Below are 24753 nucleotides of genomic sequence, written 5' to 3' on the forward strand. Positions count from 1 at the left end.
GCTATTTGAGCGCCCACACCATGGATTCGGGTCCGGCGAGCCGTTCTGTCCGCGGATCGCGAAACCCGGCTTCCGCCAGCCACTCTCGCAGGTCCGCCGCGGTGTAGTCGAAGCCGCCCGGGGTTTCGATGAGCATGTTGAGGCTCATCAGCAGCCCCGCGAGATTGCTGCGGCGCTCGTCGTCGATGAGCGTTTCGTAGATCAGGATCGCGCCGCCCTCGGGCAAGGCCCTGTGCGCCTTCGCCAGCAGCATGCGCTTGGTGTCGAGATCCCAGTCGTGCAGGATGTGCCCGAAGACCAGCACCTCCGCGACGGGCAACGGGTCGGTGAGGAAGTCGCCCGGCTGGAATGCGACGCGCTTGCCCAGGGGCGCAACGTATTCGGTGAAGAGCGGCTCGACCGCCGGGAGGTCGTAGCCGATGCCCTGCAGGTGCGGATGCTCCTGCAGCACAGCGCGCAGCAGGGCGCCCTGGGCGGTGCCGATATCCGCGACGGTGATCCACCGCTGCCAGGGAAACCGCGCCGCGATGACATGTGCGCTGGGCAGCGACAGTCCGGTCATGGCGCGCTGGAAATCACGCAGCCGATCCAGGTCCTCGTACAGCGCGGCGAAGAAGTCGCCGCCCTGGCGCGCCTCGTTCTGCGGCTGCCCGGTGCGCAGCGCCTCGGTGAGGTTGCCCCAGAAGCCGTACAGCCGGGCTCCCGCCATTTCCAGGAAACTGCCGAGGTATTCGCCGCGATTGCGGTCGAGGTAGGTGGCGGTGTCCGCGGTATTGGCGTAGCGGCCGTCCTCGCGGCGCAGGATCTCCATGGCCACCAGCGCGTCGAAGAAGTCGCGGGCCGCGCGGGGATGCAACCCCAGTTCACCGCGCAATTCCTCGGCGGTGAGCCGACGGTCTCCGAGGGTGGTGAACACCCCGAGTTCGACGGCGCTGAGTAGCGTCCTGGATTCCCAGAAACCGAGACCGATCCCGAGGATGCGCTCCATGCCGCATCACCCTAGCCATCGCCTCCGTGCCGGTAGGGGAGGCGCGACGGCACGCGCAGGCGTCAGCCGAGGAGGGCGAGGTAGCGGGCGCCGAGCAGGTCGGCGGTTTCGGTGACGTGGGCGATGATGCGGGCGGTGTCGGCCTCGACGGCGCCGGTGCGCCAGGCGGTGAGGAGTTCCACGAAACCGCCGATACCCATGAGAACGCCCATGCGGAGGTCGGATTCGTCGACGCCGGGGCGCAGGTAGGGGCGGGCGGTGGCGATGAGCAGATCGGCGGCCTCGGTGAGCATGGCCTTGCGGCGCTCCTCGAGAACACGGCTGCCGGCGTGATTGCCGAACAGGATGCGGGCCGGGCCCGCCGTCTGGAGGTCCACCGAGCGGGCGATGGCCAGGTGCAGGATATCCAGTGCGGGGAGTTCGATGTGTTCGGCCACCAGGGCCGAGAGTTCGCCGAAGACGTCGAAGCAGACCTCGTCCCAGACCGCGGCCAGTAGTTCGTCGCGGTCGGTGAAGTGCTCGTAGAAGTAGCGGTCGTTGAGCCCGGCCTGGGTGCAGACGCCGCGCATCGTGACTGCGGCCCAGCCGTTTTCGAGCCAGATGCGCAGGGCCGCGTCGATCAGGCGGGCGCGGCGTTCGGTGCGGCGCTCCTCCTGGGTCCGGCCGCCCCAGGTGCCGCCGCGCCTACTCGGACTCGCCGGTGCACGCACGTCCATGGTTGACAAAGTATCCCACCGAGCGCCTAATTGGTGGCAGGCGCGGCCAATGGTGGCAGATGCCACCAATTGACTGCCCGGATGGCACCTCTCCGGGAGTTTTCATGCGACTCAACCCCTTTGGCGGAACACGGCGCACACAGCAGGCGGATGCCGTGGTCACCGGCGCGGGCAGCGGCATCGGCCGCGCCTTCGCCCTCGAACTGGGCAGGCGCGGCGGGCGGGTGATCTGCTCCGATATCGACCCCGATCGCGCCCGGGAAACCGTCGAACTGGTGGCCGCCGCGGGCGGCAAGGCCTTCGACGCCGTCTGCGATGTCAGCCGCGTGAACGAGGTTGCGGCCCTGGCGGATACGGCCGAACAGTGGTTCGGCAAGACCGCCGACATCGTGGTCAACAATGCCGGTATCGGCCGCGGCGGCATGGTGGTCGGCGACGCGCCCCTGGGCGAATGGCATCAGGTGCTCGACATCAACCTGTGGGGCGTCATCCACGGCTGCCATGTCTTCGCGCCGCGCATGCGCGCCGCCGGACGCGGAGCACTGGTGAACGTCGCCTCCGCGGCGGCCTTCGGCTCCGCACCGCGCATGGCCGCCTACAACGTCAGCAAAGCGGGCGTCCTGGCCCTGTCGGAAACCCTCGCCGCCGAACTCGCAGGCACCGGCGTGGGCGTCACCGTCCTTTGCCCGACGGCGGTGAAAACCAACATCCTGGAAGGTGTTTCGATCGGCGACGAGGCCATGGAGCGCTGGGGCGACCGCCTGCTGCGCTGGACCGGCCGCCCACCCGCGTCGATCGCCCGCACCACCCTCGACGCCGTCGACCGCAACCAGCTCTACGTGGTGCCGCAGGTCGAAGCCAAATTGATCTGGCAGTCCAAGCGGCTGCTGCCCGAGCCCTACGCCCGCGCGACCGGACTGCTGGAGCGGCTCGTGCGCTGATCCACCTGCCCCGCAAGGAGTTTGAACAATGGCGTTCGCATATTCCGACATGCTCACCGTGATCAAGGATCGCCAGTGGGCGCTGGCCGACCTTGACTGGGAAGCCCCCGGCGCCGAGCTGATCACCGACGCGCAGCGGCCGAAACTGGCCGCCTTCATGGCCGATCTGGTGTGGATCGAACACGTCGGCGCGCGCGGGTTCGCGGCACTGAAGAACAAGGCCCCCGACGGCCCGCTCAAGGAGATCTACCGCTACTTCCACGCCGAGGAACAGAAGCACGCCAATGCCGAACTGGCGCTCATGCGGCGCTGGGGCATGCTCGACGGCGACGGTATGCCGGTGCCCAACAAGAACATCCGGCTCGTCATCGAATGGCTGGACCGCAATGCCGACGACCTCTCCCTGCCGGTGCTGGGCACGGTCATCCCCTCGCTGGAATGCGCCCTCGACGGCGCACTGGTGAAATTCCTGCTCGACGAAGTGCGGGATCCGCTGTGCCACGAGGTGTTCCGGCACATCAACAGCGACGAGTCCCGGCATCTCGCGGTGGGATTCCAGGTGCTCGAACAGCTCGGCGCGGGCCCGGCCCGCCGAATCGCCATCGAGACAGCGGGTTTCGCACTGCGCCCCAGCCTGTTGCTGGGGGCACTGCTGTACACGCCGCTGCTGTCGCGCATGTCGGCCAACATCATGGCCATGGGGCTGGACGAGGAGAAGCTCTGGAACGCGGTGCGGCGCTACGAGAAAGCGGGCGAACGCGCGCCCGAGATCAAACGGCTGCCGCTGTTCCACATCGTGCGCATGCACGGGCGGGCCACCATCAACCGGCTGCAACCGCTGCAGGCCGTCAACGACGCCCTCAGCCGGGCCATCGACCTGTTCCCGGTGCGGGTGCTGGGCCGGCCGCCGTCCTGGTCGAAGGAACTGACCCATGAGCCGGTGGCCCGGTGAGCGCCCCGATTCGCCGGGGCGGCACCGGCAGAACACGTGACGAGTTCCGGGGACCGCAGCTCCACTGCACGCGCTGGCGTAACCAGTTTCTGCTCGGCCAACTGGACGCGGCGGTGATCGGCGACGGGGCCGCGGTGGCGCGGATACTGCCCGCGGTGGCCGCGCGCGCCCGCAAAGTGACCGTCTTCCAACAGGATCCGATCTGGGTGCTGCCGGTGCCGCCGATCCCGGGCACCCGGCACCTGTTGGAAATGCTGCCGGACGATCTGCTCGGCCCACTGCCCATCACCACTGCCCGGCCCCTGCCCGGCGATCCGAAACCCCCGGCCACTGCACGCCCGCCTGGCATCGCGGCCCTGCACCGGGTCGGCGGCGCGGTACTGCGGCGCGCGGCCGCCGTGAATCTGCGCCTGCAGGTGCGGGATTCGTGGCAGCGCCGGCAACTCACCCCCGATACCGCCGCGGACCTGCGGCTGCACAACCACTACTACGAGGCCCTGCAACGCCCGAACTGCCGCCTGGTGACCTGGCCGATCGCACGCCTCGCGCCGCTCGGCATCCGAACCGTGGACGGTATCGAGCATCGGGTGGACTGCATCATCTACGCGGAGGATTCGCAATGACCAGCAGCACCGTCGTCGATCACGAGATCGTCATCGTGGGGGCCGGATTCTCCGGCATCGGGTTCGCCATCGCGCTGCGCAAGGCCGGATTCGACGACTTCGTGATGATCGACGAGGCCGACGGCGTGGGCGGGACCTGGCACTGGAACACCTATCCCGGTATCGCCGTGGATATTCCGTCGTTCAGCTACCAGTATTCGTTCGAGAAACAGCGCACCTGGTCCCGGGTGTACGCGCCCGGACGCGAACTGAAGGCGTATGCCGAACGCTGTGTGCAGAAGTACGGGCTTCGGCCGCGAATCAGGTTCGGCACCACCATCGCCCGCGCCGAATTCGACGACGAACTGCATCTGTGGCGGTTGACCACGAGCACCGGCGACGTGATCACCGCACGCTACGTGGTCGGCGCGACCGGCGTGCTCACCCGGCCCAAACTGCCGGAAATCCCAGGGGCGGAACGGTTCAGGGGCACGATCGTGCACACCGCCCGCTGGGATCACGATCTCGAGCTGCGCGGCAAGCGGGTCGGCATCATCGGGACAGGCGCGTCCGCGGTGCAGGTGATCCCGGAGATCGCGCCGGACGTGGCCTCGCTCGTGGTGTTCCAGCGCACGCCGATCTGGTGCCTGCCGCGCCCGGATGCCCCACTGCCGCAGGCTGTTCGGACGCTCATGCGACTGCCCGGCGGACAGCTGCTGACCCGGATGCTCAGTCAGGCCTTCGTGGAGATCACCTTCCCGCTGGCCGCGCACTACTACAACGTGCTGCCCATGGTGAAACTCGGCGAACGCTCCGGGCTGGCCCACCTGCGGCAGCAGGTGCGGGATCCGGCGGTGCGGGCCAAGCTCACCCCGGACTACGCCCTCGGCTGCAAGCGGCCGTCCTTCTCCAACGACTACCTGAAGACCTTCAACCGGGAGAACGTGCTGCTGGAAACCGATCCCATCCAGGAGATCACGGCCACCGGCCTGCGCACCGCGGGCGCGCACCACCAGGTCGACGTGCTCATCATGGCCACCGGATTCAAGGTCATGGAGTCGGGCAATATGCCGACCTTCGACCTGTACGGCAGCGGCGGCACCAGCCTCGAGGACTGGTGGGACACCCACCGGCTGCAGGCCTACGAGGGCGTGAGCGTGCCCGGATTCCCGAACTTCTTCACCATCATCGGGCCGTACGGCTACAACGGGGCCTCGTACTTCACGCTCATCGAAATGCAGACCACGCACATCCTGCGGCTGCTGCGCCGGGCCCGCAGGCACGACTCGACGCGGGTCGAGGTCACCCACGAGGCCAATGACCGCTACTTCCAGGAGATGCTGAACCGGCGCGGCACCCAGGTGTTCTGGCAGGACAGCTGCGCGCTCGCCAACAGCTACTACTTCGACAAGAACGGGGACGTGCCGCTCAAACCCATGAGCACCGCCGAAGCCGCTTGGCGGGCAGCGCATTTCGATATGAAGGACTATCGGTTCGAGAAGGTCGGATCACCCGTTCAGCGCGGCGTAGAGAGCGCGCAGCTCACGTAGGCCGAGTTCGGCCGTGCGCTCGTCCTCGGCGGTCATGCGCAGCGCCTGGCGCAGCAGCACGGCCTCGAGATCCTCGGGCGCGGGCCGGAATTCGGGCGCGGGCAGGGCCGGTAGCTCGATCTGCTGCCCGTAGAGGTCATCGGATTCCGCGGCGGCGCTCTCGCTCTGCACACTGCCGATCAGGGCATCCAGCTGCACGCCACGCAGGGTGAGCAGATCGCCGGGGCGCTCGTCGAACCGTTCGGCGAGCACGTAGCAGACCGCCGCCACATGCTTGCACGGCCAGCCGGAATCCGGACAGCTGCAGGAGAAGTCGAGCTCCGACGCGGTGGTGGGCAGCAGCAGCGGGCCGAGCTCCTGCGGCAGCGCGCCGGAGGCCATCCGGCCGAGCATGCCGGGGGTGGCGCGCACCAGCTGCACGAGCTCGTCGAGGCGGTCGTCACGCAGCTGCCGCATGGTCAGCACCGCGATGAACGGGCGCGGCTGACTGCCCTGCACCTCGGCGTGCACGACGCCGGGCTCCAGGCTGTAACTGACCACCTGGCCCGCGCGCGCATAGGTGCGTCCCCGGGTCAGGCGGCCCGCGTCGGCCACCTGCTCGATGGCCTCCAGAAACGAACGGCCCCACCAGGTCCGGGCGAAGGCGGCGCCCCGCTGGCTGCGAGCCCGCACCCCGCCCCGCACGGGGCGGCGCGGACCGAACTCGCTGAAGTCGACGTAGTCGCGCTCGTTCACCACCGGCACTCACCCGCCCCGGCATCGCATCGCATGGTCATTCGCCGACCGCCTCCGAGCCGAGCGCGAACAGGGCGCGCAGTTCCTCGTTGCTCAGCTCGGTGATCCACTTCTCGCCGACGCCGACGGTGAGATCCGCGAGCTGACTCTTACCCTTCAGCATGTCGTCCACCCGCTCCTCGATGGTGTCGACGCAGACCAGTTTGCGCACCTGCACATCCCGGCGCTGGCCGATGCGGAAGGCGCGGTCGGTGGCCTGGTTCTCGACCGCCGGATTCCACCAGCGGTCCAGGTGCACAACGTGATTGGCGGCCGTGAGGTTCAATCCGGTGCCACCGGCCTTGAGCGACAACAGCATCAGGGGCGGGCCGTCCTCGCCTTGGAAGGCGGTGACCATATCGTCGCGGCGCTGCTTGCTGACGCCGCCGTGCAGGAACGGGGTCCGGACGCCGAAGCGCTCGGTCAGGAACGGGGCCAGCAGTTCGCCGAACTCGCGGAACTGGGTGAACAGCAGGGCACGCTCGCCATCGGCGATCACGGATTCCAGAATGTCCTCGACCAGTGCGAGTTTCCCCGACCGATGCTGCCCGCGCCGCAGCAGCGCCGACCCGTCGTTCAGGTAGTGGGCGGGATGGTTGCACACCTGCTTGAGCCGGGTCAGCGCCGCCAGCACCGCGCCCTTGCGTCCCATGCCGTCGGCGTTCTTCAATTTGTCGGTCATATCGTCGAGAACGGCCTGATACAGCGCGGCCTGCTCCACGGTGAGGTTGGCGCGCACCGTCATCTCGATCTTCTCCGGGAGATCGGAGATGACGGCCGGATCGGTCTTCACCCGGCGCAGCACGAACGGGGAGGTGATCGCGCGCAGGCGGGTGACGGCGTTCTCGTCGTGCTCGCGTTCGATGGGCACCGCGAAGCGGGCGTGGAACTCCGACGCCTTGCCCAGCAGTTTCGGATTGGCGAAATCCAGGATGGAGCGCAGCTCCTCCAGGCGGTTCTCCACCGGGGTTCCGGTGAGCGCCAGGCGATGTCGCGCCTGCACCAGGCGGGCGGCGCGGGCCTGACGGGTGCCCGCGTTCTTGATGTGCTGGGCCTCGTCGAGCACCACCCGCTGCCACGGCTGGCGCTTCAGCTCCTCCACATCCCGGGCCAGCAGCGCGTAGGTGGTGACCACCAGATCCGACTCAGCCACGGCCGCATCGAATTCCGCGCCGCTGCGCCGCCCCGGACCGTGATGCACGAGCACGCGCAGATCCGGCGCGAAACGTTCGGTCTCCCGCTGCCAGTTGCCGACGACGGACATCGGGCACACGAGCAGCGTCGGACCGACACCGGCCGTCGTCGAAGCAGGGGCCGCGCCTTCACCATATGCGGTGCATGCACCAAGATCCGTTCCACCGGTTGCTGTTTCGCGCTCGTGCACGAGCAGGGCCAGCACCTGGACGGTCTTGCCCAAGCCCATGTCGTCGGCCAGGATCGCGCCGCAACCGAGGCGGCTCATGGTGGCCAGCCAGCTCAGCCCGCGCTGCTGATAGGGCCGCAGCTCGGCCTTCAGCCCGACCGGCGTCGGCACCGGCTCGACCGTGCGCTCACCCTCGAAAAGCTCTGCGGCCCAACCGGTCGCGCGGACCTCGTCGAGCGGCACCCCGATCACCGGATGCGCGGCCAGTTCCGCGAACAAACCGCCGATGGTCGTCTCGGTACTGTCCGTCCGCCCCGCCACATAGTCGGCCGCCGCCGCCAGCATCCGGTGATCGGCCTGCACCCATTCCCCGCGCAGCTGCACCAGATCCGATTTCGACTGCACCAGACGCGCCATCTCCGCGGGCGTGAGCACGATATCCCCGAGCGCCAGCTCCCACCGGAACGACACCAGACCCTTGAGCCCCACCGCGGTCTCGGTGGCCGCCGGGCTCTGCACCTGCAGCTTCATCGTCGGCGCTGCCACCCGCCACGCGCGCGGCAGCATCAGCTTCACCCCCACCGACTGCAATGCCTGCGCACCGTGCGCCACCAGATCCATCACCACCTCGGTGGGCAGGAAGACGTCCATGCTGCGTGCGTCACCGGGCAGATCCCGCAGTCGCGGATAGGCGTCCGTGGCCGCGATCAACTTCTCCCCCGCGATCCGCACCAGATTCGGATCCCCGGGTAGCAGCACCGGCTGCGGTGCCTCCCCGTCGACCCGCACGCACACCTCCAGCCGCCACAGCGCCGACTCCCCCAGCTCCTCCGCCTCCGGCTCCAGTAACCGCAGCACCAGCTCCGGCTCGTCGGTGGTGATACTGGTCCGCCAGTCCTCGAGGACCGTCGCCACCCGATGCGACCCTGTCTCCAGCGGCTGGTCACCGGTGAGCGCGCGCAGCAGCGGATGGGTGACGCCGTCCGGCATCGAGTATGAAAGGCGAAGCCGCGCAATAGGATCCGCCAACTCCGCGGTCAGATCCTCGAGGATTTCAGCGGGCCGACCGGCCACCCGCAGCGCCGCGGGCATGGCCACCGCGAGCTCCGCCAGCCACGCGCGCTGCTTCTGCCCGCCCAGCAACCGCCAGCGCACCCACCACTCGCCGTCGTCACGCCGCATCTCGGGGACCATCCGCCCCGCCCGCACCCAGCGATCCATACCGCGCACCACATGACCCAGGTACCGCAGCTCCCCCGCCACCGACTGCCTCGGCAACTCCTGCAGCAGTACCCCCGCCGCGGTCTCCGGCGCGAGCGCGTGCGCCCGCACCCGCACCTTCTCCGCCCCGTACTGCCCCGGCACCAGCACCTCGGCCTTGTGCCGGAAGCGCGCGGCCCGCACGATCGACCCCAGCGGATCCGGCAGGGCGGCGGCGGTCACGTCATCGGCCGGGTCGTGCCACAGCAGCAACCCAGCACCCGGCGACCACAGCCCATGCAGCATCCGCCCATCAAAGCAGCCGCGACCGACAACCCGGTGACGGCCCACGCGGTCGGTTCCGCGGGCCCGTGCGGCGAACGCGGCCGTAATCTGGCAAATCACCTCCCCTACCAAGTCTTTATTTCTGGCCGATTACGGCACATACTGGAATAACCGCAGGTCACCGCATACGGCGGGGTCGGCTGCGCCCGAAGGGCCTGCCGAGGCGGGGCGCACCCTGACAATCCACCGCGACTCAATCCGGAGCCGTGGCACTTTCGATACCGAGGGAGGCCGTGAAGATGACGATTCTGCTCCAAGTGCTAGAGCAGTCCTTCACGCCGACAACGCCGTGGGAGCGACGAAAGTTCACCTTCGTCGACACGACCAAAATCGTGGGGATGCGCCTGGACGGGCAGTCCGGAGTATGGCTGGACCTGTCGAGGCCGGGGGAATCCCAGCGCCTGGCACGCACCGCCGATCCACGCGATGCGATCAACTTCCTGCTCAATACGTTCGCCAAGATCGCCGAATGCGAGGAACGCGGCGGCTCCTGGCTGATCGGCCATGACGGCTGCCGCATCGAATCCATTGCGGCGACACGATTCCCACCGCAACTATCGGAGACCGCGGCGGACGATCTGCTCGCACACGCCTGGCTGTAGCGCAGCCGGCCGCGTACCTCCCGCGCATATTCGCCGACACCGCGACGGCGCGCCGGGGGTGCGAGATCTCCGTCTTCACGCAATCCGCAGGTGCGCTCGGGTAGACGTGAAATGTGCGGAACATAGTGCACCACACGGCACTGGCGCTGGGGGCAGTGCTCGTCCTCCTCATCTCAGGGTGCGAGGCATTGGGCGAGCACGCGGCCCCGGCGCCGGGCAGTCCGAGCCGGGCGCGGATCGAACAGCTCCTGGACTCGGTGCGCGTCGTCTCCGCCCGGCCCCATCCGGGCGGATACGAACGCGGCTGCAAAGCCGGGCAGGCCTGCGTCTTCGGCGCCTCGTGGACCGACGACTACGACGGTCCCGGCGGGCACGACGGCTGCGACACCCGCAACAATGTGCTGGCCAGACAGCTGACCGAAATCGGCTACCGGCAGGGCACCAGGAATTGCGTGGTGCTCACCGGCACGCTCGACGACCCGTACACCGGCAGGCGGATCGCCTTCGACAAGGCCGCCGCCGGCGGCGTGCAGATCGACCATGTCTATCCGCTGGCCGCCGCGTGGGATATGGGCGCGTCCGGCTGGAGTCCGGAACAACGGGTGCGGTTCGCCAATGACGTCGACGTCAACCTACTGGCGACGGACGGGAAGACGAATCAGCACAAGAGCGATCAGACGCCCGGCGAATGGCTACCGCCCGCACGGGCCAACCACTGCTTCTATGCCGGGAAGTACCTGACGGTCGCGGCACAGTACGAGCTGCCCGTCACCACGGCTGATCGGGCGGCGCTGCAGCGGGTGGCCGCCACCTGCCCGTAGCGCCGCGCCCGCGCACGGTGACCGGCATCCGCACCGCCGTCACGCCGGATCGGGACCGGTGGCGACCGGGCGCTTCGGGTCGTTGGACCACTGCGACCAGGAGCCCGGGTAGAGGGCCGCGTCGATGCCCGCGGCGGCCAGGGCGGCGACCTGGTGGGCGGCCGTCACACCGGACCCGCAGTACACCGCGACCGGGCCTTCGCCGAAACCGGTGAAACGGGAACGCAATTCGTCGACCTGCTTGAAATATCCCTCGGCCGTGAGGTTTTCGGCCGTCGGCGCGCTGACAGCGCCCGGAATGTGCCCCGCGCGCGGGTCGATCGGCTCGATCTCGCCGCGATAGCGTTCTCCCGCACGGGCATCGAGCAGCAGCCCCTTCCACCCGGAAGCGGTATCGGCGTCGACCACCGGCAGCTTGCCCGAGGTCAGCACCACGTCACCGACCTCCGGATCGGGCTCGTCACCGGCGATGATCGTGCCACCGGCCCGCTCCCACGCCTGCAACCCGCCATCGAGGATGTGCACCTCGCCCAGCCCCGCCCAGCGCAGCAGCCACCAGGCCCGCGCCGCCGCCATCCCACCGGTGGCGTCGTAGGCGACCACGGTGTCCCCCTGGGAGAGTCCCCAGCTCCGCGCACACTTCTGCAGATGGCTCACGTCCGGCAGCGGATGCCTGCCGCGGGCCGGCGACGGCGGCGCGGCCAGCTCCGTCTCCAGATCCACGAACACCGCACCCGGAATGTGCCCGTCCAAATAATGCTGCGGCCCGTCCGGATCGCCCAGCGCCCATCGCACATCCAGTAGCCGAATCCGAGACCCCGTGCCCGCCAGCCGGTCCCGCAGTTCCTCGGCCGAGATCAATACCGCGCTCAAGCCAACTCCTCGTCGCAGAATCCCCCGCATCCAACATACGAATCTCCCCCACATTACGCAGCCCGAGACCCCGGCTTCGCGGCAGGTGCCGCCGGTCCGCGAGCCCGGAGCCACCAGCGCACGACCAGCCCGGCGACGAGGGCCCAGAACGCGCCGCCGATGCCGAGGACGGTGACGCCGGAGGCCGCGACGAGAAAGGTGATCGCGGCGGCGGATCGGTGCTCGGGTGTACCCAGCGCGGCGGTGAGCGCACCCGCCAGGGTTGCGATGAGGGCAAGGCCCGCAACGGTTTCCAGCACACCCTCCGGCGCGGCGGCAACGAGGGTGACCAGCGCGCCCGAGGCCAGGGCCAGCACGAGGTAGACGCACCCAGCGGTGCTCGCGGCGATCCAGCGGCGTTTGGGATCAGGATGTGCTGCCGGAGCAGCCGACAGGGCGGCGCTGATCGCCGCCAGGTTGATGGCGTGCCCGCCCGCGGGAGCGCCGAGGATGGTGCCCAGGCCGGTGACGGTGAGCGCGGAACGCCACGGCACCTGGTATCCGAAGGACTTCATCACGGCTACGCCCGGGATGTTCTGGGCGGCCATGGTGACGATGTACAGCGGTACGGCCACACCGATCAGGGCCTGCCAACTCCAGTGCGGCACAGTCAATTCCACACGTGGAATCATGTTCGACACGTCGATCGGGCGGTGGGTGACCGCGATGTCGATCCCCGCGCCGACCGCCGCCACCGCGAACGCGGCCAATACCGCCCAGCGCGCCGCGTACCGCTGGAGCACCAGCCAGGTGAGGATCACCGGCACCACCACGGCGGGGCTCACCGCGATCGCCTTCATCGGGGCAAGACAGAGCGGCAGCAGCACCCCGGCCAGCATGGCCTGCGCGATCTCCACCGGAATGGCCGCGATCAACGCGCCCAACCGTTCCCAGAATCCCGTCACCACGATCAGCAGGCCCGCGATCGCGAATGCGCCGACCGCGGCGGGCCACCCTCCCGCGACGACGCCGGTCCCCGCCAGCAGCGCGGCACCGGGCGTGGACCAGGCCAGTGTGATCGGCATACGGTACCGCCTGCTGAGCACCAGAATCCCGATGGCCTGCGTCACCGATACCGCCAGCAGGCCCGAGGCAGCCTGCCCCGGAGTTGCTCCCATCGCGGTCAGACCGGCCAGCACCACCGCGAACGAACTCGTGAAACCCACCAGCGCCGTGACGATTCCGGCCCCGATCGGCTGCCCGAGCCCTACCGCGGGTGCGTCCTCGACGGCCGATGTATCGCTGGTGGTTGTGCTCATCGCACGATGGTCCCGGTCCAGTCACCCCCGGGTCAGCGGCCAATCCCGCGAAACTGGACTGAAATTCGCGATCAGTCGGCGGCGGGCTCCAGCCGGGGCGCGACGCCGTTCGCGCGGGCGGTGCGATCCAGCAGCGGGGCGGTGCGCGGGCCGACCAGTTCCCGCATGACGAGAGCCATATTGGTGCGTTCCACACCGGGGATCTTCAGGATCTGCCCGGCGATCCGGTACAGGTCGTCGGCGTCCTGGGCCACCACGCGGACGGTCAGATCGGTGGGACCGGTCATCCCGCAGACCTCGGTGACCTCGGGTATTTCGGCGAGTTCGTCTACCACGTCGTCCAATTGGTGTTGATCGACCACCACGGCCACGAACGCGGCGAGCGGGTAGCCCAGGGCTCGGGGTTCCACGCGGCGTTCGAAGCTGGCGAGAACGCCGTTGGCTTCCCAGCGGGCCAGGCGGGCCTGGACGGTATTGCGGGAAAGTCCCAGGCGGGCAGCCAATTCCACGCCGGTGGCGCGGGGGTTGTCGATCAGTTCCAGAAGCAACCGGGCATCGGTGGCGTCCACTGCGGCGGCGACGGGCTCCCTGCTGGACATGTAGGGAAGTATCTCAGCCGGGATGCGGGGCGCAGGGAGCATTGTGCACGGCTCGCGTGTCATCCCGGATGCAGATCGCTCTGCCGCCGTGCCGGTCCGGCCACAACCGGCAGCAACCGCGGGGACAACGTCGCGAGGTCCGGGCGCAACTGTGCACGCAAGGCAGCATGACACCCCACATAGGGGAGGAACCGGGCACTCTGCACAGTTGCCGCGCGCCTCCTTGCGCAATTCGCCCGATGGTGGATGCTGTGTGATATAGGACACGCGCTGTTGCTCACGGGACACAATCCCCTGGCGATGACCGTGTATCCGGTTCTCGAGGAGGCGACACCCATGCCCGAGAAGAACACCTATCCGGTGCAGCTCGTACAGCCCGATGGGCAGCGTGTGCTCGACCGCGTGCACGCGCCGCTGGTCGCCGATGTCGGCGCGGATCGGCTGCGGGCCATGTTCACCGATATGAGCGTGGCACGGCGCATCGACGTCGAGGCCACCGCGCTGCAGCGACAGGGTCAGCTGGGATTGTGGCCGCCGCTGCTCGGCCAGGAAGCCGCGCAGGTCGGCTCGGCGCACGCACTCGACGCCGACGACTACGTGTTCTGCAGCTACCGCGAAGCCGGGGTGGCCTACTGCCGTGGCATACCGCCCGAACAGTTCACCCGGCTCTGGCGCGGCGTCGCCCACTCCTGCTGGGAAGCCGACACATACAAGATGACCAACCCGAACATCGTCGTCGGATCGCAGGGTTTGCACGCCACCGGATACGCCTACGCCGCACATCTCGAAGGCTCGGACGTGGCCACCATCGCCTACTTCGGCGACGGCGCGACCAGTCAGGGCGATATCGCCGAGGCACTCGGATTCGCCGCGAGCTGGAGTGCGCCGGTCGTGTTCTTCTGCCAGAACAACCACTGGGCCATCAGCGCGCCGGTCCGGGTCCAGAGCGCCACGCCCATCGCGCGCCGCGCCGTCGGCTACGGCATTCCGGGCGTGCAGGTGGACGGCAACGACGCGCTCGCCGTCCTGGCCGTCACCCGGCAGGCGCTGATCCGGGCCCGGGGCGGCGGCGGACCGTCGTTCGTGGAGGCCATCACCTACCGGATGGGCCCGCACACCACCGCCGACGACCCCACCCGCTACCGCACCGCCGCCGAACTCGAACTCTGGCAGCGCCGCGACCCCATCGACCGCCTGCGCCGGCTCCTGGAGCGAGAAGGACTGTGGGACAGCACCTTCGAACAACAGGTAACCGAACGGGCCGACGAGATCGCCGCCCGGCTGCGCACCGCCACCCTCACCATGCCGGATCCGGAACCCGCCGAACTCTTCGAGCACGTGTACTCCACCCCGCATCCGCTGGTCGAACAGGAACGCCGCGAATACACCGCCTACCTGGAAGGAGCCCCGTCATGAAGACGACATTTGCGGGCGCCGTCAACTACGGGTTGCGCAGGGCGCTCGAGGACGATCCGAAAGTCGTGCTGATGGGCGAGGACATCGGACGGCTCGGCGGCGTATTCCGGGTCACCGACACACTGCAGAAGGACTTCGGGAACAACCGGGTCATCGACACTCCGCTCGCCGAATCCGGAATCGTCGGAACGGCTTTCGGCATGGCGCTGCGCGGATTGCGGCCGGTGTGTGAAATCCAGTTCGACGGATTCGTGTATCCGGCCTTCGATCAGATCGTGTGCCAGGTCGCAAAGATCCACTATCGGACGCGCGGGAAAGTGGTCGCGCCCATCACCATTCGCATTCCGTGCGGCGGCGGCATCGGCTCGGTGGAACACCATTCCGAATCGCCCGAAGCGTATTTCACGCACACCGCCGGACTGCGCGTGGTGTCGCCGAGCAATCCGGCCGACGCGTATCTCATGATCCGGCAGTCCATCGCCCTCGACGATCCGGTCATCTTCTTCGAACCCAAGCGCCGGTACTGGGACAAGGCCGACGTGGACTTCGACAAACTGGACCGCGACGGCGGATTACCGCTGGACAAGGCCCGGATCTGCGCCAGCGGCGAGGACGCCACCCTGGTCGCCTACGGCGGCACCGTGGCCACCGCGCTCACCGCCGCCGATATCGCCGCCGCCGAAGGGCATTCGCTGGAGGTGATCGATCTGCGCAGTCTCTCGCCCATCGATTTCGACACCATCGAAACCTCGGTGCGCAAGACCGGGCGGCTCGTGATCGTGCACGAGGCACCGGTATTCGGCGGACTCGGCGCGGAAATCGCGGCGCGCATCACCGAACGCTGCTTCTACCATCTGGAATCACCGGTGCTGCGGGTCGGCGGCTTCGATATCCCTTATCCCCCAGCTAAGCTCGAGCGGCACCACCTGCCCGACCCGGACCGCATTCTCGCCGCGGTCGATCGCACGCTCGCCGCCTAACGATTCATCGCACGGAGGAAGCCCGGTGGAAGATCAGCGTCAGGTAATGGAATTCCGGTTGCCGGACCTCGGCGAAGGATTGGCCGATGCCGAATTGGTGTCGTGGACAGTGCAAGTCGGCGACACCGTCGAATTGAACCAGGTCATCGCCGAGGTCGAAACCGCGAAAGCCCAGGTGGCGCTGCCCTGCCCGTACGCCGGAACGGTGGTGGACCTGCTCGCGGAACCCGGTGACACGGTGCCGGTCGGCGCGCCCCTCATCCGCGTGGAAACCGCCGACGCACCCGCGCAACGGCAATCGGTCCTGGTGGGATACGGCCCCGAAGGCGAACCCACCTCGCACCGTGCACGCCTGGCAGCCGCCCGGACAACGCCCGCCGACGCCGCTCCCGGGCAAGCGGATTCATCCGATGGCGTTCCGGTATCGAAGCTGGGCTCGGACCTCGGCACCCTGGGCCGTGCCACGGCCACCCCGGCCGCCCGCAGGCTCGCCCGCGAGATGGGCGTCGACCTGGCGGGCATCACCGGAACCGGGCCGGACGGCGCGGTCACCGTGGAGGATCTGCAGGCGACACCGACGATCGAGGACAACCGTCCCGCGCGGCGGGAATCGCGCGGCTCCGAGGTCATTCCGATCCACACCGCGCCGCCGGTGCCGCCCATGCGCCCGGCAGCAATGCTGCGGCCGACGACGTCGGAACGCGAAACCCGCACGCCCATCGGCGGAATCCGGAAACGCACGGCGGCGGCGATGGTGGCCAGCGCCCAGCACATTCCGCAGGCCAGCACCTTCGTCACCACCGATTTCACCGGGTCCATGGAACTGCTGGATCATCTGCGCGCCACGCCCACCTTCGCCGGTCTGACACTCACCCCGCTGGCGCTGGTCGCGAAGGCAACCCTGGTGGCGCTCAGCGAATTCGCGGAGCTGAACTCGTACTGGGACGAGCCGCATCAGGAGATCGTCACCAAGCACTACGTGAATCTCGGCATCGCCGTGGCCACCGAACGCGGGCTGCTGGTGCCGAATCTCAAAGAGGCGCAGGCACTCAGCCTGCGGGATCTGTGCGTGGAGATCGGCCGGGCGGCCGAACTCGCCCGCGCGGGCACCGCCACACCGGCAGACCTCACCGGCGGCACGTTCACCATCACCAATGTGGGCGTCTTCGGTGTGGATACCGGTGTGCCACTGGTGAATCCGAACGAAGCCGCCATCCTGTGCCTGGGTTCCATCCGCAAGCGCCCGTGGGTGCACCGCGACGAACTCGCCGTGCGCTGGGTGACCACACTGGGCCTCAGCTTCGACCACCGCATGATCGACGGCGAGCAGGGGTCGCGGTTCCTGGCGAATGTGGCTGCGCTGCTGGAGGATCCACTGACCCTGCTGGGCCGGGTCTAGCGCACCACCAGCGGTTCGACGGCCTTCCGGATGACCTCGGGAATCGGCACCGGCTTGCGCGTCACCTCGTCCACGTAGACGTGCGTGAAGGTGCCGGTGGCGGCCAGCTCCAGGGCGTCACCGTCCACCCGGAAGATGGCGAGCTCGTAGCTGATGCTCGAATTGCCCAGCCGGCCCACCCGGATGCCGACCTTCAGCAGATCCGGGAAGCTGATCGAGCCCAGGAAGTTGCAGGAGGTCTGCGCCACCACGCCGATGGCGTGCAGGTCGCGGATATCCGTGCCCGTCGCGGCCAGCAGGAACCCGTTCACAGCCGTATCGAAGTAGCTGTAGTACGTCACATTGTTGACGTGCCCGTAGTGGTCGTTATCCGCCCAGCGGGTCGGCATCGGCCACATGACGGGGTATTGCTGATCCTGTGTCACCCGGCAGACGATAGCGGGTCAGGCCGTGCGCTCGTTCTCGGCGTTGCGGTGATCGCGCGGGCTCAGGCCGTAGTGGCGTTTGAAAGCCGTGCTCAGGGCGAAGGCGCTGCCGTAGCCGACGCGGCGGGCGATGGATTCCAGGGTGGCGTCGGATTCGTGCAGGAGGTCGGCGGCCAGGGCCAGCCGCCAGTCGGTGAGGAAGGCCATCGGGGGCTCGCCGACCAGTTCGGTGAAGCGGCGGGCCAGGGCGGCACGGGAGACGCCGACCTCGGTGGCGAGCGAGGCCACCGTCCAGGCGTGCGCGGGATTGTGCTGCATCAGGCGCAGGGCCTTGCCGACCAGTGGATCGCCGTAGGCGTGATACCAGGCGGGGGCGTCCGCGCGGGAGAACCAGGCGCGCAGGGTGGCGATGAGCAGCAGGTCGAGCAGGCGGTCCAGCATGGCGCCCTGGGCCGGGAGGTCCTTGGCGGCCTCGTCGACCAGCAGGTCCAGGACCCGGGAGTCGATCTCGCCGCGATTGAGCAGCGCGATGGGCGGCAGGGCGCGCAGCAGGCGGCGGCTGGCGGCGGACTCCTGCTCGTAGGTGCCGGTGACCAGCACCGTCTGCGACTCGGCGCTGGTGCCCCAGCTGCGGATGCCCAGGCTCAGGGTTTCGCACAGCACCTCGCCGTCGGGGGTGGTGGTGATCTGCCCGGGGTGGATGATCACCTGCGGCGCGGTGCCGGGATCGTCGGCGACCGTGTAGTGATCGGGCCCGCGGAACAGCGCGATATCGCCGGTGCGCAACTGACGCGGCGGGATCGGCTTGCCGCCCTTGGCATCCGGGATCACCCAGCCGCTGCCGCGCACCATCGCCACCAGGGTCAGCGGGGCCTCGTCGCGAATGCGCAGCGACCACGGCGGGTCGAAGCAGGATCGCATCACGAACGCGGCCCGCGCGCGTGGACCTTCGAGCAGGCTCGCCAACGCATCCATGACTAAAGACGATCGCAAATGGGTGTGCGCTTCTCAACCATGTTTGCTCGCCGACGATCGAGATGTACTGGATACATGACGACGAAAGACATTGTGAGCAGCCGAAACACCGTTTTGGTTCTGGGCGCGACCGGGAAGACCGGCAGCCGGGTGGCAGCGCGGCTGTCCGGCCTCGGGCTGCCGGTGCGGCCCGGCTCACGATCGGCCGCCGTTCCCTTCGATTGGACCGATCGCGGCACCTGGTCCGCCGCGCTGGACGGCATCGGCGCCGTCTATCTGTCCTATCAGCCGGATCTGGCGGTGCCGGGCGCTCCCTCGGACATCAAAGCCTTCTGCACCATGGCGCGTGCGGCGGGCGTGCACAAGGTCGTGCTGCTGTCCGGACGCGGTGCGGCCGAAGCGCTGGAATGCGAAGGGATAGTTCAGGATTCGGGCCTCGAGTGGACCGTGCTGCGCTGCTCCTGGTTCGCGCAGAACTTCAGCGAGGGCCTCCTCGCCGACTTCGTCCGCGCCGGCGCGGTGGCGCTGCCGCACGGTGACGTGCCGGAACCCTTCGTACACGCCGAGGACGTGGCGGAGGCGGCCGTGGCGGCGCTCCTCGACCCCGGACACGCCGGGCAGGTGTACGAACTGACCGGCCCGCGCGCACTGACCTTCGCCGCGGCGGTGGCCGAGATCGCGGCGGCCACCGGCCGCGCGATCACCTTCATTCCGTTGTCCCGCACCGATTTCGTGGCGGCGCTGACGTCGTTCCACGTACCCGCGGACGAGATCAGCCTGCTCGACTACCTGTTCGGCACGGTCCTCGACGGCCGCAACACCCCCACCGCCGACGGCGTGCTCCGAGCCCTCGGCCGGGCGCCCCTGGACTTCGCGGACTACGCCCGTGACATGGCGATTTCCGATGTTCCGGTGCCCCTGCGGCGGGCATAACCTGTCGGTGCCCGGGCATACAATTGAGGCGAAACAGGTTGAAGTTCACTGGAATCGGATCCCGATCGGAGGCGACGACGAGGTCGCCGAGGACAGGGGTGAAGAGGAGCTACCGAACAGGTAGCGTCGTACCGATGGTCGCTGCGACGCCCGCTCCTCCCATCCGATTCGCGCGAGCCGCGCTGTTCGCGGTGTTCGGCCTCAACGGGATGCTGTCGGCGATCTGGATCGTCCACATTCCGGCCGTCACCGAGCGAACCGGCGTATCCAACGCGACCCTGGGCATGCTCCTGCTTCTCATGGCGGTCGCGGCCATCGCGGGCATGCAAACCGCCGGTCCGCTCGCGGACCGCCTCGGCAGCCGCACCCTGACCGCGTCCGCCGCCACCGCACTGTCGCTGTCCCTGCTCGGTCTCGCCTTCGCACCCACTCCTCTCGCACTGGCTCTGGCCCTGTGCGCCTACGGTTTCGGCAACGGCGCCCTCGACGTCTCCATGAACGCCCAGGCCGTCCACGTCGAACGCGCCTACCCCCGCCCGATCATGTCGGCCTTCCACGCCCTGTTCTCCCTGGGCGGGCTCACCGGTTCGCTGGTCGGCGCGGCCACCCAGCACGCGGGCTGGGACACCCATGTCACCCTCCCCCTGGCGTCGGCCTGCGGTCTCGCGATAGTCGTGCTGTGCACACCGCACCTGCTCCCCCACACCACGGCCACGGAGTTCACCGAATCCGGCACGCACAGTGCGCCGTTCGCGAACGCGGGCGGCGATCTCGGCTCGCTCACGAGCGCGAACCCCGGCACAGGCTCGCAGGTCGGCGATGCCGTCCACGCGATCGCCGCAGCCACTCAGTCTCCCCGGAAGCCGTCGGGGCGGGCTCGAAAAGTGCTGGCGCTGGCCGCCATCGCCTTCGCGATCCTGATGGCCGAAGGCGTAGCGGCGGATTGGAGCGCTCTGCAGATGCGGGAGCGCCTCGGCGTCGCGGAGGGCACCGCGGCGCTGGGCTTCGCCGCCGTCTCCCTGACGATGACGCTCGGCCGGTTCGGGGCGGACCGGGTGAGCGCCCGCTTCGGCCGCGTCATGATCGTGCGCTGGGGAACCCTGCTCGCCGCAGCGGGTTTCGCGCTGATCCTGCTGTCCTCGTGGACGCCGCTGACCGTGGCGGGATGGGCCCTGTGCGGCATCGGCCTGGCCGGTGGCATTCCCCAGGTGTTCACCGCCGCGGGGAATCTGGGCTCCAGCACCGCCGCGACCGATATGTCGCGGGTGTTCGGCATCGGCTACCTGGGCCTGCTGGCCGGCCCGGCCATCATCGGCTGGCTGACCGAAGCCATGTCGCTGTCGACGGCCATGCTGGTGCCGCTGGTGGCAATGCTGTTGTGCGCGTGGGGTGCTCGCGTGGTCGCACCGGGCGCCACGAAGTAGCGCGGCGCGGGAGGGTCAGGGGCGGCGGCGTTCGCGGGCGGTCGCGCCGTAGTCGCCGATGCTGTCGGCGTGGTCGAGGAAGGCGTCGACCATGCGGTGGTTGAGGACGGCGAGGGATTTCAGGTCTTCGGGGGTCCAGTCGGTGAGGGCGTCCTGCATCCAGCCGCGCAGGACGTCGCGGATGGCGTCGACGGCGTCGCGGCCCTGGGGGGTGGGGCGGACGCGCTGGGCGCGGCGGTCGTCGGGGTCGGGGACGCGTTCGACGTAGCCGGATTTCTCGAGGCGCTGGATCTGGCGGCTCACATGGGGGGCTTCGACGTCGAGGCGGGTGGCCAGTTCACCGAGGCGCAGCGGTTCCTCGGCGTCGGCGAGGATGCGCAGCAGCGGGACGCTGGCGCGGTCCATGGTGATGCCGCACTGGGTCATGGCGCGGTCGTGACGGCGGACTCGGGTCAGGAGGTAGGCGACGCGGGCCAGGGCACGCTCCAGCTCGACGATGTGAGCTGTGTCTACTTCGCGGTGCGGTGTGGCTTCCGGGCGCGGCATGTGGTTATCTTACGAAACGCATTTACTTAATTTTGGTAAGTAATCCAGGGGATTCCGAACTCATGACTACGACTGCTGTCGGTTCGCCCGCCGAAAACGGCGTGGACGACCGGCCCCCAGCCCATCTCGGGCTCACCCTGCTCGCCCTGTGCGCGGCCGGTCTCGTGGTGTCACTGCAGCAGACCGTGGTGATTCCACTGCTGCCCCGCATGATCACCCAGCTGAACACCGATGTGGCCGGGGTGACCTGGCTGTTCACCGCCTCCCTGCTGACCGGCGCGGTGTGCACGCCGCTGCTGTCCCGCTTCGGCGACATGTATGGCAAGAAGCCCATGGTCATGACCGCCATGGGACTGCTGATCATCGGCTCGGTGGTCTGCGCGCTGGCCGACAGCCTGCCCGTCTACATCGTGGGCCGCGCCCTGCAGGGCACCTCGGCGGCCATGATTCCCTTGGCCATCGGCATCATTCGCGACACCTTCCCCCGCGAACGGCTGGTCGGCGCGATCGGCATCGTCTCCGGCACCATGGGCGTCGGCGGCACCGTCGGCCTGCTGGTCACCGGCATCATCGCCGACCACACCCAGAATCCGCATCCGGTGTTCTGGCTGACCGCCGTGCTCGGCGTGGTCGCCACCGTCCTGATCCAGGTGAGCGCCAAGAACAATGGCGTGCGCCACGGCGGCAAGCCCGACTTCATCGGCGCGGCCCTGCTGGCCGGCCTGCTGGTGTGCCTGCTGCTCGGCATCAGCGAGGGCCCGCGCTGGGGCTGGGGCTCCGGCTCGGTGATCGGGCTGTTCGTGGCCGCCGCGGTGCTCACGGTGGTCTGGGTGCTGGTGGAACTCAAGGTGGCGCAGCCGCTGGTGCGGCTGCCGCTGCTGGTCGGGCCGCAATCACTGTCCGCCAACCTGGCTTCCGCGCTGCTCGGCTTCGCCATGTTCGGATCCTTCACGCTCATCTCGAATTTCATCCAGACGCCCGCCGACAAGGTCGGCTACGGTCTGTCGGGTTCGGTGCTGGCGGTGGGCCTGTACGGCATTCCGAGCTCGATCCTGATGACGTTCTTCTCCTTCCGCACCGGGCGGATCGCGGCGAAGATCGGACCGGCGTTCACCCTCGCCATCGGCGCGGCCTTCGCGGGCGCGTCCATGCTGTGGCTGGCGATCTCGCACGACCACGGCTACGACATGGTGATCTCACAGATCCTGCAGGGCACCGGATTCGGCATCGGCTACGCCGCGCTGGGCACGCTCGCCGTGCAGCATGTACCGATGAGCGAGAGCGGCATCGCCTCGGGCATCAACTCGCTGGTGCGCACGGCGGGCGGCAGTATCGCGGGCGCGGTGACGGCGTCGATCCTGTCCGCGCATGTCATTGCCGGAACCCATGTTCCGACAGTGAACGCGTATGTGGCGAGCTTCGCGATCCTGTCCGCGGGCGCGTTCCTCACCGCCGGTGTGGCCTTCTTCCACGGGGTGCGCCACAAGGGCGAGTGACCCGAGAATTCGACCAAGATCGGAAACCCCTACCGGAATTCTTCTCCGGTAGGGGTTTTCGGTTCATCGGGCCCCGAGGACGTCCACCCGATCACCCTCGACGACCACGACATCCTCATCCGTGAGCGCCCAGTGCGCGATACCCGCGTCGCGGTAGTCGCGGGCCAGCCGACGGGAGAACCCCTGCGGGTCGGTGGGTGAGTCCAGATGCGGGACAATGCGATGGTCCACCAAACCCAGTCCGTCCCAGCGGGGTTCGATGCCGCACACCGGGCGGACCTCCGCCGGATCGTCCGCGGATTCCAGACCGTGCAGGTCAGGCGTCATGACGCAGGCTCCGGCGCTGTAACCCGCGTAGACCAGGGCATCGGCCTCCAGCAGATTGCGCAGCGCGACATCCGCTCCGCTGCGGGCGAATTGGGCGCGCAGCACGAAGGTGTTGCCGCCGCGCACCCACACCAGCGGGAAACCCGCGAGCGTGCGCTCCAGGTCGGCGGGGCGGCCGACATAGTTGCGCAGGTCCAGCTCCTCCGGCTGGAAACCCATGCGGCGCAGCGGAAACAGGTCACTCGACACCGCGCTCGGCCGCGCCGAGGGCCAGGCGTCGCAGGCGTTGGCGATCACCGCGACCCGGCCCGGCTCACCGACCATGGCGAGCAGGCGGTCGGTGTGCGCGCCGAAGCGGTAGCTGGACAGGAACAGCCGCATCAGACCTCAGATGGTGAAGGCGAGACTGCGGACCAGGCGATTGCCGAGGTCCGTGTCACCGGTGAGGGTGAACTCACCGGTGTGTGCGTCGGCCGTGGTGCGGCCACCGCGCAGGCAGGCGAACAGGCCGGACGGCAGCGTGAGGACGAGAGTGGCCGGGCCGCTCAGGTTGTCGACCACCGCGGCGCGCGTGCCCGCCACCTCGAGGTGCAGGACCTGCGGCACCGGGCCGGTCGTCTCCAGGGTGATGCGTGCGCCGTCCGCTGCGCCCGCGCCCTTGACCACGGCTTTCCCGATGGTCGGAAGCAGTTCCGGGAAGGCGTTCTCCGCGCGCGGCCCGCCCTCGTCGGTGGTCACGCCGAGCCCGTCGGCGATATCGAGTCCGTGCATCCAGCAGTCGAATAGGCGGATTCGCATGAACCGGCCGTAGGGGGCCATCCCCACCGGCGTCGGCACCGGTTCGGCCCATGCCTGCGGGCTGGTCTCCGCCAGCGCTTTCCGCCGCCGCCCGGTGGTCTCGTGGAAGCGTTCCAGCAGCTGCTCCCCCGGCAGCGGCCGGAGCGCCGCGATCCACTTCTCGTTGAGCGCGCCCACGTCGTTGCGAATGTGCGCACCGCTCACCTCGACCTCCGGTGTCGGCTCCCCGAGCAGCAGGGACTCCACGCCGATGATGTGCGCGAGCACATCGAACACCGTCCACCCCGGGAGCGCGGACGGCGTGCGCCACGCCTGTTCATCGAGTCCGCCCACTAGCCGGGTGAGCTCGTCCCACTGGGCGGACAGGGCCGCGGTGATCTCCGCGCGGTCGAGCACCGTGTCGGTCATGC

24 protein-coding genes are annotated in these 24753 nt (G+C 68.9%); 12 read left to right on the forward strand and 12 right to left on the reverse strand.

Annotated features, from left to right (window positions below):
- Position 1: 1 nt before the first annotated feature.
- Complete coding sequence (locus tag JK358_RS10965; RefSeq protein WP_201946404.1) at positions 2 to 988, reverse strand: methyltransferase; 987 nt, start codon at positions 986 to 988, stop codon at positions 2 to 4.
- A 62-nt stretch (positions 989 to 1050) separates the two neighbouring features.
- Positions 1051 to 1704 carry a TetR/AcrR family transcriptional regulator gene (locus JK358_RS10970; protein ID WP_201946406.1) on the reverse strand — a complete coding sequence of 218 codons (654 nt, stop codon included), beginning with the start codon at positions 1702 to 1704 and terminating at the stop codon, positions 1051 to 1053.
- A 104-nt stretch (positions 1705 to 1808) separates the two neighbouring features.
- Between JK358_RS10970 and JK358_RS10975 the strand changes: the two genes are divergently transcribed.
- Genes JK358_RS10975 through JK358_RS10990 form a run of 4 tightly spaced genes read left to right on the forward strand, consistent with a single transcriptional unit; the run spans position 1809 to position 5749 of the window.
- Positions 1809 to 2645: an SDR family NAD(P)-dependent oxidoreductase gene (locus JK358_RS10975; protein WP_201946408.1), complete on the forward strand. Its 837-nt coding sequence runs from the start codon at positions 1809 to 1811 to the stop codon at positions 2643 to 2645.
- Positions 2646 to 2673: 28 nt separating this feature from the next.
- Complete coding sequence (locus JK358_RS10980) at positions 2674 to 3597, forward strand: ferritin-like domain-containing protein (RefSeq protein WP_201946410.1); 924 nt, start codon at positions 2674 to 2676, stop codon at positions 3595 to 3597.
- Positions 3594 to 4220, forward strand: a complete 627-nt coding sequence (locus tag JK358_RS10985; protein WP_201946413.1) for an NAD(P)/FAD-dependent oxidoreductase — start codon at positions 3594 to 3596, stop codon at positions 4218 to 4220. The genes JK358_RS10980 and JK358_RS10985 overlap by 4 nt, the downstream gene beginning before the upstream one ends.
- The gene (locus tag JK358_RS10990) at positions 4217 to 5749 is read left to right on the forward strand and encodes a flavin-containing monooxygenase (RefSeq protein WP_201946416.1); all 1533 of its coding nucleotides are present in this window, start codon (positions 4217 to 4219) and stop codon (positions 5747 to 5749) included. Before JK358_RS10985 ends, JK358_RS10990 begins: the two co-directional genes overlap by 4 nt.
- On the opposite strand, the gene JK358_RS10995 is transcribed toward JK358_RS10990, so the two are convergent.
- Together JK358_RS10995 and JK358_RS11000 are read right to left on the reverse strand one after the other, a co-directional pair.
- Positions 5708 to 6487, reverse strand: a complete 780-nt coding sequence (locus JK358_RS10995; protein ID WP_201946418.1) for an SWIM zinc finger family protein — start codon at positions 6485 to 6487, stop codon at positions 5708 to 5710. The genes JK358_RS10990 and JK358_RS10995 overlap by 42 nt on opposite strands.
- A gap of 34 nt (positions 6488 to 6521) precedes the next feature.
- A complete protein-coding gene (locus JK358_RS11000; protein WP_201946420.1) occupies positions 6522 to 9392 on the reverse strand; it encodes a DEAD/DEAH box helicase in 2871 nt (956 codons plus the stop codon).
- Between the two features lie 278 nt (positions 9393 to 9670).
- Here JK358_RS11000 and JK358_RS11005 point away from each other — a divergent pair, with 278 nt between their 5' ends.
- Both JK358_RS11005 and JK358_RS11010 read left to right on the forward strand, forming a co-directional pair.
- Positions 9671 to 10033, forward strand: coding sequence for a hypothetical protein (locus tag JK358_RS11005; protein WP_201946423.1), 363 nt, complete (start codon positions 9671 to 9673; stop codon positions 10031 to 10033).
- A 122-nt stretch (positions 10034 to 10155) separates the two neighbouring features.
- Positions 10156 to 10854, forward strand: a complete 699-nt coding sequence (locus JK358_RS11010; protein WP_201947245.1) for an HNH endonuclease family protein — start codon at positions 10156 to 10158, stop codon at positions 10852 to 10854.
- A gap of 39 nt (positions 10855 to 10893) precedes the next feature.
- On the opposite strand, the gene JK358_RS11015 is transcribed toward JK358_RS11010, so the two are convergent.
- The 3 genes from JK358_RS11015 to JK358_RS11025 form a co-directional block, all read right to left on the reverse strand.
- A complete protein-coding gene (locus JK358_RS11015) occupies positions 10894 to 11757 on the reverse strand; it encodes a sulfurtransferase (protein WP_201946425.1) in 864 nt (287 codons plus the stop codon).
- A 23-nt stretch (positions 11758 to 11780) separates the two neighbouring features.
- Positions 11781 to 13025, reverse strand: a complete 1245-nt coding sequence (locus JK358_RS11020; RefSeq protein WP_201946428.1) for a benzoate/H(+) symporter BenE family transporter — start codon at positions 13023 to 13025, stop codon at positions 11781 to 11783.
- Positions 13026 to 13096: 71 nt separating this feature from the next.
- Complete coding sequence (locus tag JK358_RS11025; protein ID WP_201946430.1) at positions 13097 to 13624, reverse strand: Lrp/AsnC family transcriptional regulator; 528 nt, start codon at positions 13622 to 13624, stop codon at positions 13097 to 13099.
- 336 nt (positions 13625 to 13960) lie between these two features.
- Between JK358_RS11025 and pdhA the strand changes: the two genes are divergently transcribed.
- The 3 genes from pdhA to JK358_RS11040 are packed head-to-tail and all read left to right on the forward strand — an operon-like array spanning position 13961 to position 17419.
- On the forward strand, positions 13961 to 15040 hold the full coding sequence (gene pdhA / locus JK358_RS11030; protein WP_201947247.1) for a pyruvate dehydrogenase (acetyl-transferring) E1 component subunit alpha: 1080 nt from the start codon (positions 13961 to 13963) through the stop codon (positions 15038 to 15040).
- Positions 15037 to 16020 carry an alpha-ketoacid dehydrogenase subunit beta gene (locus JK358_RS11035; protein ID WP_201946432.1) on the forward strand — a complete coding sequence of 328 codons (984 nt, stop codon included), beginning with the start codon at positions 15037 to 15039 and terminating at the stop codon, positions 16018 to 16020. The genes pdhA and JK358_RS11035 overlap by 4 nt, the downstream gene beginning before the upstream one ends.
- 46 nt (positions 16021 to 16066) lie before the next feature.
- Positions 16067 to 17419 (forward strand): dihydrolipoamide acetyltransferase family protein, encoded by a 1353-nt coding sequence (locus JK358_RS11040; protein WP_201947249.1) that lies wholly within the window; start codon positions 16067 to 16069, stop codon positions 17417 to 17419.
- Here JK358_RS11040 and JK358_RS11045 read toward each other — a convergent pair.
- Positions 17416 to 17817, reverse strand: coding sequence for an acyl-CoA thioesterase (locus JK358_RS11045; RefSeq protein WP_201947253.1), 402 nt, complete (start codon positions 17815 to 17817; stop codon positions 17416 to 17418). The two genes, JK358_RS11040 and JK358_RS11045, sit on opposite strands and share 4 nt — an antisense overlap.
- Positions 17818 to 17862: 45 nt before the next feature.
- Positions 17863 to 18819: an AraC family transcriptional regulator gene (locus JK358_RS11050; RefSeq protein WP_201946434.1), complete on the reverse strand. Its 957-nt coding sequence runs from the start codon at positions 18817 to 18819 to the stop codon at positions 17863 to 17865.
- 75 nt (positions 18820 to 18894) lie between these two features.
- Between JK358_RS11050 and JK358_RS11055 the strand changes: the two genes are divergently transcribed.
- Positions 18895 to 19752, forward strand: a complete 858-nt coding sequence (locus tag JK358_RS11055) for an SDR family oxidoreductase (protein ID WP_201946436.1) — start codon at positions 18895 to 18897, stop codon at positions 19750 to 19752.
- 134 nt (positions 19753 to 19886) lie between these two features.
- Entirely contained in the window at positions 19887 to 21176 is a 1290-nt protein-coding gene (locus JK358_RS11060; protein ID WP_201946438.1) for an MFS transporter, read from the forward strand.
- Positions 21177 to 21191: 15 nt separating this feature from the next.
- Here the strand turns inward: JK358_RS11060 and JK358_RS11065 are convergent, their stop codons facing one another.
- Complete coding sequence (locus JK358_RS11065; protein ID WP_201946440.1) at positions 21192 to 21722, reverse strand: MarR family winged helix-turn-helix transcriptional regulator; 531 nt, start codon at positions 21720 to 21722, stop codon at positions 21192 to 21194.
- Positions 21723 to 21784: 62 nt separating this feature from the next.
- Between JK358_RS11065 and JK358_RS11070 the strand changes: the two genes are divergently transcribed.
- Positions 21785 to 23218, forward strand: coding sequence for an MFS transporter (locus tag JK358_RS11070; protein ID WP_201946442.1), 1434 nt, complete (start codon positions 21785 to 21787; stop codon positions 23216 to 23218).
- A 63-nt stretch (positions 23219 to 23281) separates the two neighbouring features.
- Here the strand turns inward: JK358_RS11070 and JK358_RS11075 are convergent, their stop codons facing one another.
- Together JK358_RS11075 and JK358_RS11080 are read right to left on the reverse strand one after the other, a co-directional pair.
- Positions 23282 to 23926: a Type 1 glutamine amidotransferase-like domain-containing protein gene (locus JK358_RS11075; RefSeq protein ID WP_201946444.1), complete on the reverse strand. Its 645-nt coding sequence runs from the start codon at positions 23924 to 23926 to the stop codon at positions 23282 to 23284.
- 6 nt (positions 23927 to 23932) lie between these two features.
- Positions 23933 to 24751 (reverse strand): maleylpyruvate isomerase family mycothiol-dependent enzyme, encoded by an 819-nt coding sequence (locus JK358_RS11080; protein WP_201946447.1) that lies wholly within the window; start codon positions 24749 to 24751, stop codon positions 23933 to 23935.
- Positions 24752 to 24753 lie beyond the last annotated feature (2 nt).

This window comes from Nocardia acididurans, from assembly GCF_016741815.1.
Taxonomy (GTDB): Bacteria; Actinomycetota; Actinomycetes; order Mycobacteriales; family Mycobacteriaceae; genus Nocardia; species Nocardia acididurans.